This window comes from Methanobrevibacter sp. (assembly GCF_017410345.1).
In the GTDB taxonomy this organism is placed as follows: Archaea; Methanobacteriota; Methanobacteria; order Methanobacteriales; family Methanobacteriaceae; genus Methanobrevibacter.
This window is the reverse complement of the sequence record NZ_JAFQQZ010000003.1, coordinates 1-13,448: the sequence shown is the minus strand read 5'-3', so window position 1 is coordinate 13,448 and position 13,448 is coordinate 1. Positions and strand designations below refer to the sequence as shown.

Sequence of the window (13,448 nt, the reverse complement as noted above, 5' to 3'; positions counted from 1 at the left end):
TAACAGTTTATAGAAATCAATAGACACAATTCACAATATCCGACACAATTCACAATAATCAAAGAAAGATTTTAATATATATGTAATTATTATAAAGTTTTTCAGTTGTTAGTCAATAATTGATTTTGCCAATATGTAAACAAAAAAATAAAACCTTGATTTTATTATGGAGATTATAAAATGGTTGAGATAAAATATGTACCATCTATTTGTCCTTACTGTGGTACCGGATGTGGTATCAACTTTGTAGTCAAAGATGGAAAAATCATTGGTGTCGAACCATGGAAAAGACACCCTGTTAATGAAGGTAAAGTATGTCCAAAAGGTAACTTTGGATGGCAATTCATTAACCACCCAGACAGATTAACTACTCCGTTAATCAAAGAAAATGGTGAATTCAGAGAAGCTTCCTGGGATGAAGCTTTAGACTTAGTAGCTAGCACCCTTAAGAAATACGCTGACACTGACCCTAACAAATTAGGTTTCTACGCATGTGCTAGATCTCCTAACGAAAACATTTACATAACCCAAAAGCTCGCAAGAGCTGGATGTGGTACCCAAAACGTAGACCACTGTGCACGTATCTGTCACGGTCCTACCGTAGCTGGTCTTGCAACCACCTTCGGTTCAGGTGCATCCACCAACGGTTATGACAGTATTGAAGAAGCTGATTTCATCTTCTGTATTGGTTCTAACAACATGGAAGCACACCCATTATTCGGTCGTAAAATTATCAGAGCTATTAAGAACGGCGCAAAATTAGTAGTAGCAGACCCAAGATTCACTCCTACTGCAAAATTAGCTCACGAATACATGCAATTCAAAACCGGTACTGACGTAGCTTTAATGAACGGTATGATCAAGATCATCATTGAAAACGGATTACAAGATGATGAGTTCATTAAGAACAGAACCAAAGGTTACGAAGAAATGAAAGAAGTTGCAATGAAATACGACCTTGACAAAGTAGCAGAAATCACCGAAGCTGACCCTGAACAAATTGAACGTGTAGCTATCGAATATGCACAAGCTGAAAACGCAGCTATTGTATACTCCTTAGGTATTACAGAACACTCCCACGGTGCAGACAACGTAATGTCCACTGCTAACTTAGCAATGTTAACCGGTAACTTAGGTAAAATCGGTGGAGGAGTAAACCCATTAAGAGGACAAAACAACGTACAAGGTGCTTGTGATATGGGTGCATTACCTTCTGACTATGTAGGTTACCAAAAAGTTGCAAACCCTGAAATTACCAAAAAATTCTCAGAAGCTTACCAAATCGACTTACCAACCACTCCTGGTTTAACCTTAGTCGAAATGATGAACGCTGCTCACTCTGGTGACTTAAAAGTATTATACATCCACGGTGAAGACCCTGTTCTCTCCGATGCAGATATTAAACACACCAAAGAAGCAATCGCAAACTTAGAAATGTTAATCGTTCAAGAATTGTTCATGACCGACACCGCTGCTGAAGCAGATGTAGTATTACCTGCAGCAGGTTGGGGTGAACAAGAAGGTACCTTCACTTCCGGTGAAAGAAGAGTTCAATGGTTACGTAAAGCTCAAGAACCACCTGAAGGAACCATGCTTGACTGGAAGATTATGGAAGAAATTGCTGTTAGAATGGGCAGACCAAGAGAATTGTTCCACTACGAAAACGCTGCAGAAATCTGGGAAGAAATCAGAGAACTCGCACCTTCCTACTACGGTATTACCCACGAAAGATTACTCAAACCTGAAGGTGTCCACTGGCCATGTCTTGACCCAGAAGATCCTTGTGAACCTTTAATGCACAAAGACAAATTCGCTCACCCAGACGGTTTAGGTGTATTCCAAGCATTAGAACACAAAGGTCCTGTCGAAGTTGTAGATGATGAATACCCATTACTCTTAACCACTACCCGTATCTTGTTCCACTATCACGCTGCTATGACCAGAAGATGTGAAACCTTAGATAAGGAAGTACCTACCGGATTCATCGAAATCAACACCGAAGACGCAGCAGAAAGAGGAATTCTTAACAATGAAATAGTAAAAGCATACTCTAGAAGAGGAGAAATTGAAATTCCTGCTCGTGTAACTGACGACATTAAGAAAGGTATTGTAAACATTCCTATGCACTTTACCGAATGTGCAGCTAACATGTTAACCAACTCCGATTCTTTCGACCCTAAATGTAAGATGGTTGAATTAAAAGCTTGTGCTATTCAAGTAGAAAAATTATAAGGTGAATAAGGAGTAGATAATATGGCTGTAAATGTAAATGATTTATTTTATGCATACTCTGGTAATGAAGCAATTAAAGAAAAAGGAGAATACGGTGGAGTCGTAACCACCATCATGAAATACTTACTCGAAGAAGGTATTGTTGATGCTGTTGTTGCTGTAGAAGAAGCAGCTGACCTTTACGATGCAAAACCTATTCTCATCACCGATCCTGAAGATGTTATCAAATCCGCAGGATCCCTTCACTGTGGTACCTTGAACTTAGCAAAATTCGTATCCAAATACCTCGACGGTGCAAGAGATATGAAAATTGCTGTAACCTGTAAACCATGTGACGCAATGACCTTAAAAGAGTTAATGAGAAAACGAAAAGTTATCGAAGAAAACGTAATCATGATTGGTGTAAACTGTGGAGGAACCATGCCTCCTATACCAACTATGAAAATGATTAGAGACGTTTACGAATTAGACCCTGCTGACGTCATCAAAGAAGAAATTTCCAAAGGTAAACTCATTATGGAAACCGCTGATGGTGAAAAAGCCATTAAGATTGATGACCTCGAAGAAGAAGGTATGGGTAGAAGAGAAAACTGTCAAAGATGTACCATGAACATCCCTACCAACGCTGACTTGGCTTTAGGTAACTGGGGAGTTATCGGTGAATTAGCTGGAAAAGCAACCTTCGTAGAAGTATGCTCCGAAAAAGGTGCAGAAATCTTAGACAAAGTCATTGAAGCTGGTTTAATCGAAACCCAAGCTCCAATCGAAAAAGGTATTTCCATCCGTTCCAACATCGACAACATCATGGTAAAACAAGCTATGGCACAAAGAGAAAAAGACTTTGCTGGAACTTCCGGTGACATTTTAGAAGTATTTGCAGAATACAAAGAAGAATTCTCCAGATGTATGAAATGTTACGGTTGTCGTGAAGCATGTCCTCTCTGTTTCTGTGACGACTGTTGTCTCGAAGCTGAAGGTCCTGAATGGGTACCTGGTGGATACACCCCTGCAGCTCCATTCTTCCACTTAACTCGTATGGTGCACATGGTAGACGCATGTACCAACTGTGGTCAATGTAGTGAAGTATGTCCTTGTGAAATTCCAGTATCCAAAGTATGGGCTACTGTAAACCAAAAAGTCAGAGACATCTTCGGCTACTACAGTGGTGTAGACAACGAAGAACCATTACCATTCACTGAATTTGGTCCTAAATCCTACAGACAATACTAAATTCGGCAATTGGTAATCTAGAATAAATTATAGTTGTTGTAAACTTTAGTAAGTAGTTTTTAGTGGATTTCTACTAATTCTACTTTTTATTTTTTACAATTTCCTATTTTTATTCTCCTTTTTAATTTAATAATTTAAAAATAGTCACCTCTTATTCACTCATTTCATAGGATTAAATCCTTCCATAATTGAAATTACTATTTTTTAAATTATTTAAATTAAAAAAACCATTGATTTATTTTTAAATTTAATTTATTTATCTAATTTTAATGGTCTATTTTTGATTATGAATTTTCTTAAGAAGATAATTTAATCTATGATTGATAGATAATGATTATTTAGATAAATTAAATTTAAGAATAAGTTTTTAAATTATGAACAATTAAATAATAATATTATTAGATTTTTTCAAATCAAGCAAAACTTTCCAATTCAAGTAAATTATGGTGTAAAAATGAGAATCATTTCAATCGTAGGCTTAAAGAACACTGGCAAGACCTCACTTACAAGCAAGATCATTAAGGAACTGACAAATAGGGACTTCAATGTGGCAAGCATAAAGCATTCTCATCACCAGATGGAAATGGACCATGAGGGAACCGATACCTACAAGCAAATGGAGTCAGGTTCCGATTTTGTTGTAGGAATCGGTGGAAGAACCTATTTCAACATCAATGAAAGGCTTGATTTGGAGAGAATTCTCTTCCTGATAAAGCTTATTGAAAATCCTGATTTTGTGGTCATAGAAGGATTCAAAGCTTATCCTTATGCCAAAATAGCAACTTGCGAGGAAGTCAAGGATGAATACACAATAAAAGTGGTGAATTCATTTGAAATCACTGATGATGAATTGATTGAATTGGTCGACCTTGTTGAAGAAAGGGCCTATGATATTCTAGAGACCTTGTTTGTCAATGAGTGCGGCTATAATGATGCAAGCCTCATAGGACAGGCATTTGCACAAGGAAAATTGGATTACAATCCAGACACTCAAGCTGAAGTAAATCTGGCTATTGATGGAGTGAACATCGGACTCAACAGATTTGTAAGCGATTATATCAAGCAAACAATATTGGGAATATTGACACCTCTTAAGATTAAGGAGTACGGTGTGGAAGATTTCGATGATATTGACATAACAATTAAGAATAAAAAAGAATAATATACTATTATAATTAATATTATTAAGATTAATTTAGGTAATGATTAAGTATAGTTTTAGGTGATTTGATGAGCGATTGTAATGATGATTATGAAAACAAAGTTAGTTTGGTAATAAATGGAAATGATATTGAATTGAACAAGTTCACTGATGATATCATTAAGGAAACCATTCTCGGATTATTGAAAGCAATTAAGACTTCCGAATATGGTGTGGATGAAGTTAAGGATGTTGAAATAACTATAAAGAATGAATAGTTATTTAAATTAAATTCAAATTGGAATTTTAATCATTATAATTATTTTTATTTTTATCATTTTATGAATTTCTTATTTTTTAAATTTTATTTTGGGGCATGAAGATGAAGGATAAAGTTAGGGACGATTATGAAAGACCGATCATTTCACTTAGGATTTCCATCACCAATCGCTGCAATGTGAATTGCATATACTGCCATCATGATGGGATGCTAGATTCATCTTCTGAAATGACTCCAGATGAGATTTATGAAATCTGCAGAATTGCAAAGAAGCTTGGTGTCGAGAAGATACGTTTGTCTGGAGGCGAACCATTAGTCAGGCCAGACATTGTTGAAATTGTTGAGAAGATAAACTCACTAGATTTCAAGGACATTTCTATCACAACAAATGGAATATTTTTAGAGAAATATGCACAAGATTTAGTCGATGCAGGATTAGACAGAATCAATGTCAGTTTAGACACACTTAATGAAGAAACCTATCAAATGATTGTAGGGAAAAACGTTTTAAAGAGAGTAATGGATGGAATTGTCAAATCTTGTGAAGTTGGTATGTATCCAGTTAAGATAAATATGGTAGTTATGAATAATATCAACCATAATGACATTTTTGACATGTTCGAATTCACCAAGGAACATGGTGTCATACTACAGCTCATTGAGATCATTGAGTCTGAAAGCTGTGATGACAATGACTTCAACTCAAAGTATCACTACCCACTTGCAGAATTCGAAAAGCACTTGGCTGAAATTGCAGATGAGATCAAGGTTAGGGAATTTATGCAGGACAGGAAGAAATATTTCATTGATGGTGGTGAGATAGAGGTTGTTCACCCTGTTGACAACACTAACTTCTGCAAGAACTGCACAAGATTAAGAATCACTCCTGAAGGAAAGATTAAACCGTGTTTGCTTAGAAACGACAATCTTGTAGACCTTGTTGAATTCATTAGGGAAGGAGTATCTGATGAAGAGCTTGTGGACATCTTCCTAAAGGGAATTCATAATAGGGAACCTTTCTATAAAGAAGAATAGAACTTTCTATTTTTTTCTATTTTTTCAATTATTTTTTTTTTCTTAAATGAATATTATTCAAAAATTTATCCATTTTTTTAATTAATTATAATTTCACTATTTCTTTGTTATTTCTCAAAATGAATATAATATTGATGTTATTTTGAAATTTAAAGCTTTAAAAATCGTTATATTTAAGTATTAAGCCTAAAAAATCTATATTTAGGTTTCACCATCTAAAAAGATCATACATTCTCAGAAAATTTTTTGGAGGTGAAATTTTGGAAATAAGTCTTAGAACAATTTTATTGCTTCTTGAAGTTCTAATAAAATTATTTCTAATCTTTATCCAATAATCATCTCTGCTGTGTAAATTGCCGTTTAAAAAAGTTAGGTTAGATCTTATCCTTGATGGGCTTTTCCTACTATTTTTATAAAATGAAAACTTTTATATATTAAGCGAATTATAGTATATTTAGGGATTTATTTAGCAGATCCGAAAAATTTTTTGAGAGTGTGGTGTTATTTGAATTCTTATTAGAATTCATCTAACATTTTTTGACTATTTTTAAGTTTTTTATCAAAAATCTTTAGATTTTTCATAATTATTTTCAAAAATTTACAGGGAATTTTTTCATTATTTTTAAATATTTTTTTAGTAAAACTTTCGTTGATTTTCATAAGGATTTTTCTAATTTCTCATCAAGAAATTTTCCTCAAAATCACTATGTGTACTTACTACACTCAACTTATGTGTATTTAGTACACATTTTTTTGTTTGGCCTAAAAAATTTAAAAATTTTAGAAAATTCGATATAAAATCGTTTACATATTGGAGATATAATTAATCTATTTTTTAGTATTTTTTGCTTATTTTTATTTTATTTAAATTAGTTCAATTCTTATAGTAAGATTAAAAAATCATTATTTTTATAAATAAATTATAATTTATCTATATATTATAAATTAAATTACTTCAAACTGAGTATAATTAAAAATAACTATTAAAAACAATTATTAATTTTTTTAAAAATGTGTATATAATACACAGTAATATATAAATCTTTTGACTTTAGTCTAAATATGTACCCTTTATATATAAATCTATATTAATATAATATTGTACACATGGTGAATTTATGCCAAAACATATAGTATCTGGACTAAAATATTTAGAAAGTGTTGAGTTGAGAAAGAGAGGTTTGTCTCAAAAGGAAATTTCTGCGGAAATCGGTGTAGACAGATCAACCATTTCCCACTACTTGAATGGTAGAAACATATCCATGGATTCTATCGAACTTGCTAAAACTATTTTAGAACTAAGTCCTAAGGATTTTATATTAATAGCAAAAGTTTTATTTGGAGATTATAAAGAAATTCGTCAAATCGTGACTATTTTTAATATGAATCATTATGACCCGCAGATTAATGATGGATGTATTGGCTGTGGATTGTGTGTAGATTTGTGTGAGATGAAGACCATTAATTTGGATTCATTAAAAGCAAAGATAAACCCCCGTTATTGTTGTGGCTGTCTTATGTGTGTTGAGAACTGCCCAACAAATTCTATTGAAATTTTGGAGGTAAAAAATGGTTAACGTTAAAGAAATTGAAGGCAAAAACTTCAATATAAAAAGATCAGCAGAAGAAGACAGAATCTTGTCCTTTAAAGATCACGTTTGTATTGGTTGCGGCCTTTGTGAAGCAACCTGTCCTGTAGAAGCTATTGCTCTTGATGAAGTAGCTCCTATTGAACGTAAATACACCGAAACCTATTTCAGTGGTCATGAAAAGATTGCTCAAAACTATGCTCTTTTCAAAAACGACAATGAAGGCAAAGCAAAATTAGACATTGCTGAAGACAAATGTGTTCTCTGTGGTATGTGTAGTGGAGTATGTCCAGCAGGTGCATTAGACCTCACCATTGGCGGCGTATCCATTAAAGAAAATGAAGCTTATCCAAGTCTCGTCGCTTCAGCAGAAATCGATGAAGACAAATGTTTATTCTGTAAGAAATGTGAAGCAGCATGTCCAAGAGCTTCCATTACCATTGACAGAACATTACCTAACAGAGCTGACTTGGTAACCGGTGAAATTGACGTATGTGAAGATGAATGTATCTACTGTGGCGCTTGTGCTGAATTATGTCCTGCAGAAGCTATTGTAGTAGACAAGACCACCGGTGAAGAAAGCATTGTTATTGACAAGGAAAAATGTGTATACTGTCTCGTATGTAAGAAAGCATGTCCTGTTGACGCAATTAAAGCAGTATGTAGATCCTGTTCCTACGGTGAATACGACCTCGACCCTGCTAAAGCAGCAATTACAGGTAATGCAATTATCGACAAGGAAACCTGTATTAAATGTGGATGGTGTGAAGGAGTCTGTCCTGCAGACGCAGCTACTGTAAAACAAGCATTCAAAGGTACTCTCGAAATTGATGAGGAAGCATGTGGTACCTGTGGTGCATGTATTGATGTATGTCCATGTAATGTTTTATCCTTCCCTAAATCAACTGGTCCTGGAGACAGAGGAACTCACTTAGTTAAAGAAGAAGATTACTGTATCCACTGTGGTGCATGTGCTAAAGCATGTCCTAACGGAGCTTTAACCGTAACTAGAACTGACATCGACTACACCCCAACTAGTTCTAAATCTTGGATTGCAGCATTCGAAGCTTTAAAAAATTAATTTGATTGGTGATTATTTATGGAACTTAAAGTAGATCAAGATAAATGTTTAGGTTGTGGAGTATGTGTTATCGCATGTCCAGTAAACGCTTCAATCAGCCCGGAAAACGCTGGTGGACATGGTTCCAAAACAACCGAAACTATTATGATGGTTGAAAACGGATTTATTAAATTGTTCAGTGTGGACAAATGTGACAAATGTGGTACTTGCCAAATGTTCTGTCCTACTGAAGCTATATGGTTAGAATAGGAGTGATAACATGCATTACGCAAATACTTATTTAGAAAGACCTGTAGTAGGAGATTTAGAAAACGTAGCTCAAGAAGGTACTACCAAAGTACTCAAATGTATGTTAAACACCGGTTCTGACATATATCAAGGAGCTTGTAAGAAAAGAGGTTCTACCTTAAAAGAAGAATATAAAAACGCTTCCGGTACCTGTTACATGGATCCTCGTGACATGGTAAAATTAGGTGTGAAAAACTGGGACACCGTACTTGTAAAAACCGACTATGGTGAAGTTGTCTTAAACGCAGCAAAATCCAGAGATGCTCCTCACGAAGGTACTATTTTTGTATGTAAAGGTCCATGGGCTAACACTATTGTAAGCCACGAAACCTACTGTTGTTCAGACCCTACCTACAAAGGTATCCACGCCACTGTAGAAAAAACCGACAGAAAAGTTCTACTCATGGCAGACTTAATGAGATGGGTATACAAAAAATATGTTGACGAAGAAGATGATGACGTTATTGAAAACATGGAATCATTAGGTGAAAGACCAGTTTATAACGGACGTAAATGGGAGGAGTTGATTGATCATGACATATGAACCACCTGTAACTGATTACGATCACATTGTAGAAAATTGTACTTGTGCATTCTGTGGATGTAACTGTGATGACTTGGATTTCTTAGTTAAGAACGGTCACGTAGTTGCTGTAAGACACGCATGCAGATTAGGTGCAAGTAAAGTTATGGAAGATATGGACCAAAGATTACTTGTGCCAATGGTAAGAAACGAAGAAGGAGTTCTTGAAGAAGTAGACTGGGATACTGCTTTAGACACTGCAGCTGAATATATTGCAAACTCTATTAGACCAGTATTCTACGGTTGGTCTGAAACTTCTACTGAATGTATGAAAGAAGGTGTAGAATTAGGTGAATATATTGGTGCTGTTTTAGATAACCAAGCAACTATCTGTCACGGTCCAAGTCTACAAGCTATGCAAAACGCAGGTTACCCTATCCAAACCTTAGGGGAAGTTAAAAACAGAGCTGACGTAGTTGCATACTCCGGTAGTAACGCTATGAACTCTCACCCAAGACACTTAGCAAGATATGCAGCATTCCCTCGTGGATACTTCAGACAAAGAGGTAGATTCGACAGAACCGTTATCACTATGGATCCAAAATTCTCAGACACTGCAAAAATGTCTGACAAATGGATTGGATTCGAACAAAACGGGGACTACGGTTTCTACAACGCTTTAAGAGCTGTATTAAAAGGTAAAAAATTACAATCTGAATCTGTTTCCGGTATTCCAGCTGAAGACATTTACGAATTGGCTGCTGAAATGGAAGCTGCAGAATTCGGTGTTCTCTTCTTCGGTTTAGGATTAACCCACACCTTAGGTAAACAAAGAAACATTGACATTGCGATTAAATTAGTACAAGACTTAAACACCAACAGTAAATGGGGACTCACTCCAATGAGAGGTCACTTTAACGTAAACGGTTTCAACATCTTCATGGCTTACGAAACCGGTTGGGCATTCGGTGTAGACTTCTGTAGAGGATACGGAAGATATATGATGGGTGAAACCAACACTATCGACTTGCTCGTCAGAAAAGAACCTGACTGTTTCATGGTAATTGCAGCTGACCCTGGTGCTCACTTCCCTAACGGAGCAAACCAACATTTAGCTAACATTCCAGTTATCCAAATCGATATTCACTGGGGACCATCTACCGAACTCGCTGATGTAGTACTTCCTGGATCCTTCATTTCCGTAGAATGTGGAGGTACCAGTTACCGTATGGACGGTGTTCCTATCTGGATGAAAAAAGCTATTGACAAACCTGAAACCTGTCGTGATGACGAATGGATTGTACGTGAATTGAAAGAAAGAGTAATGAAACTCAGAGAAGAACCTAACGTAGCAGATGAATACGTTCCTAATGAAGGTCTCGCATGTCTCTTAGATAAGTAAGGTGATTTTAATGGAATATGTACTTAAAAACGGTATCGTTTACGACCCTGCTAATGAAGTAAACGGAGAAAAAATGGATATCTGCTTCAAAGATGGTAAAATCGTTGAAGACGTATCCGCTGACGCAGAAGTATTAGACGTCACTGATAAAATTGTAATGCCTGCTGGTGTAGACCCTCACGCTCACGTTGCAGGACCAAAATTGGTTGTAGGTAGATTATACAGACCAGAAGACGAAAGAAGAGGAGTAGCTCAAAAAACCAAAACAACCAGAGCTGAAGCTGGTTTCTCTATCCCAAGTTGTCCTACCACTGGATACAGATACTCAAGAATGGGATATGGTACTGTTTGTGAAGCAGCTATGCCCCCTTTAGAAGCAAAACACACACACGAAGAAATCAACACTATTCCAAACATCGACATCAACCCATTACCATTATTCGGTAACAACTGGTTCGTAATGGAATATGCAAGAGAAAACAGAATTGATGACTTAGCAGCATTCATTGCAGCAATGTTAAGAGTATCCAAAGGATACGGTGTAAAAATCGTAAACCCATGTGGTTCAGAAGCATGGGGATGGGGTATGAACGTACACGGATACGATGACAAAGCACCTTACTTTGACGTAACCTCCAGAGAAGTTGTAAGAGCTTTAGCAAAAGCTAACGAACAATTAGGTCTTCCTCACTCTATACACATCCACCCTAATGATTTAGGTCACCCAGGAAACGTACCAACTACTATTGCAACTTTAGACTCTATCAAAGACATTGCAAAATCCACTAAAGCATCTGCTTCCGTAAGAGATCAAACCATCCACTGTACTCACTTACAGTTCCACTCTTACACTGGAAACAGCTGGAAGGATGCAGCATCCGGTGCTGAAGAATGTGCTGACTTCATCAACAAGAACCCATATGTAACTTGTGACGTAGGTCAAGTAACTTTCGACGAAACCACTACCATGACTGCAGACGCTCCTATGGAATACGACTTGTTCAAGATTTCTGGATTAAAATGGGCTAACAAAGACATTGAATGTGAAACCGCAGCAGGTATCATTCCATGTATTTACTCTCCTAAAACTCCAGTAAGTACCTTACAATGGGCTATCGGTCTTGAATTGTTCTTGCACATTGAAAACCCATGGCAAGTATGTTTAACCACTGACCACCCTAACGCAGGTCCTTTCATCAGATATCCAAAGATCATTTCCTGGTTAATGAGTGCTCCTAAGAGAATGGAAATGATTGACAATGGTGAAGTACACAAATGGGCTTCCAAAAGAACTGGCTTAGCTGGTCTCGAAAGAGAATACGACTTCTATGAAATCGCAACCATTTCCAGAGCAGCTCCTGCAAGAATCCACGGATTCGCTGACAGAGGTGCACTTACCCCTGGCTACAACGCAGATATTGCTGTATATGACATCAACCCTAATGACTTTGACCCATCCAGAGACCCTGAAGGTGTCGAAAAAGCATTCAGCAATGCTTACTACACTATCAAAGATGGTCAAATCGTTGTTAAAGATGGTGACATTGTTTCAACCAAACAAAGCCACACCATTTGGACTAACGTCATAGGATATGAAGAAGAAGAAAAACAAATTATCGACAGTATAATGCCATTCTTTACCCAATACTATTCTGTCAAATGGGAAAACTATCAAGTACACGACCACTATGTACCAAACCCAACTAGAGTGGACGTAGAAGCTAAATAAGGAGAGTGTTTATTAATGAAAACTATAACTTTTGATCAAAAGAAAACTTCTTCAATTGCTTTAGAATTTGATGAGTTAATCACTGATAACATTTACTCTTGGACCGAAGAGGACTTTGCAGAGTACAAAGTACCTGTAGGAAACTCCAGATTCCCAATCACTGATTACTTTGACATTACCGTTGAAGGAGAAGCAGAATCTCCTGCTGAAGTCAAAATGATCTTAAACGGAGATTGCGATAGAGTAAAATACATCGGTTGTAAAATGAGTGCTGGTGAAGTAGTTGTTAACGGTGATGCAGACCTTCACGTTGGTGCAGAAATGTCTGGCGGAACTGTTACCGTATTCGGTAACGTAGCAGCTCATGCTGGTCGTGAAATGAAAGGCGGAAAACTCGAAATCATGGGTAACACCAAAGAGTTCTGTGGTGCATCCTACATTGGTGAATGGAGAGGTATGTCCGGTGGAGAAATCATTATCCACGGAAATGCCGGTAAACAATGTGGTGAATGTTTAGTCGGTGGTAAAATCCACGTTTTAGGTGACTGTGACATTCTCGCAGGTATTCACATGACCAAAGGTACCATTGAAATCGATGGTAACGTAAACCGTTGGCCTGGTGGACAAATGAAAAACGGTAACATCGTAATCCACGGTAAAGTTGGAAGATTACTCGAAGGTTTCGTAGAACAAGGAATTGTAACCGATCCTGAATTAGATGGTGTTACTTACCCTGGTAGATACATCGAATACAAAGGGGACATTGCTTTAAACGGTAAAGGTACCTTAATCATCGATGCTGAGAAAAACAGAGACAGATTATCTACTTGGATTGAAGAAGACGACGAATATAACGCAATTAGAGAATACAGAGCTCAATAAGCTCTTTCTCTTTTTCTTATATTTTTCTTCTTTTTT

At 36.5% G+C, this 13,448-nt stretch carries 12 protein-coding genes; all 12 read left to right on the top strand.

What is annotated here, in order from left to right:
- Nucleotides 1–180: 180 nt before the first annotated feature.
- Nucleotides 181–2,232, top strand: a complete 2,052-nt coding sequence (fdhF, locus tag IJE13_RS00280) for a formate dehydrogenase subunit alpha (RefSeq protein WP_292775660.1) — start codon at nt 181–183, stop codon at nt 2,230–2,232.
- Nucleotides 2,233–2,253: 21 nt separating this feature from the next.
- Nucleotides 2,254–3,462, top strand: a complete 1,209-nt coding sequence (locus IJE13_RS00275; protein WP_292775658.1) for a Coenzyme F420 hydrogenase/dehydrogenase, beta subunit C-terminal domain — start codon at nt 2,254–2,256, stop codon at nt 3,460–3,462.
- Between the two features lie 454 nt (nt 3,463–3,916).
- Nucleotides 3,917–4,624, top strand: coding sequence for a molybdopterin-guanine dinucleotide biosynthesis protein B (gene mobB, locus IJE13_RS00270; protein WP_292775655.1), 708 nt, complete (start codon nt 3,917–3,919; stop codon nt 4,622–4,624).
- Between the two features lie 68 nt (nt 4,625–4,692).
- Entirely contained in the window at nt 4,693–4,881 is a 189-nt protein-coding gene (locus tag IJE13_RS00265) for a hypothetical protein (protein WP_292775653.1), read from the top strand.
- Nucleotides 4,882–4,985: 104 nt separating this feature from the next.
- Entirely contained in the window at nt 4,986–5,918 is a 933-nt protein-coding gene (moaA, locus tag IJE13_RS00260; RefSeq protein ID WP_292775651.1) for a GTP 3',8-cyclase MoaA, read from the top strand.
- Nucleotides 5,919–7,036: 1,118 nt separating this feature from the next.
- On the top strand, nt 7,037–7,495 hold the full coding sequence (locus tag IJE13_RS00255) for a helix-turn-helix domain-containing protein (RefSeq protein ID WP_292775648.1): 459 nt from the start codon (nt 7,037–7,039) through the stop codon (nt 7,493–7,495).
- Nucleotides 7,488–8,588, top strand: coding sequence for a tungsten-dependent formylmethanofuran dehydrogenase subunit FwdF (gene fwdF / locus IJE13_RS00250; protein WP_292775644.1), 1,101 nt, complete (start codon nt 7,488–7,490; stop codon nt 8,586–8,588). Before IJE13_RS00255 ends, fwdF begins: the two co-directional genes overlap by 8 nt.
- Before the next feature lie 18 nt (nt 8,589–8,606).
- Entirely contained in the window at nt 8,607–8,837 is a 231-nt protein-coding gene (locus IJE13_RS00245) for a 4Fe-4S binding protein (RefSeq protein WP_012955149.1), read from the top strand.
- A 10-nt stretch (nt 8,838–8,847) separates the two neighbouring features.
- Entirely contained in the window at nt 8,848–9,420 is a 573-nt protein-coding gene (locus tag IJE13_RS00240) for a molybdopterin dinucleotide binding domain-containing protein (protein ID WP_292775638.1), read from the top strand.
- Nucleotides 9,410–10,801, top strand: coding sequence for a formylmethanofuran dehydrogenase subunit B (locus tag IJE13_RS00235; RefSeq protein WP_292775635.1), 1,392 nt, complete (start codon nt 9,410–9,412; stop codon nt 10,799–10,801). Before IJE13_RS00240 ends, IJE13_RS00235 begins: the two co-directional genes overlap by 11 nt.
- Nucleotides 10,802–10,811: 10 nt before the next feature.
- Nucleotides 10,812–12,530, top strand: a complete 1,719-nt coding sequence (locus IJE13_RS00230; RefSeq protein ID WP_292775632.1) for a formylmethanofuran dehydrogenase subunit A — start codon at nt 10,812–10,814, stop codon at nt 12,528–12,530.
- 15 nt (nt 12,531–12,545) lie between these two features.
- Nucleotides 12,546–13,412, top strand: a complete 867-nt coding sequence (locus tag IJE13_RS00225) for a formylmethanofuran dehydrogenase subunit C (RefSeq protein ID WP_292775629.1) — start codon at nt 12,546–12,548, stop codon at nt 13,410–13,412.
- Nucleotides 13,413–13,448 lie beyond the last annotated feature (36 nt).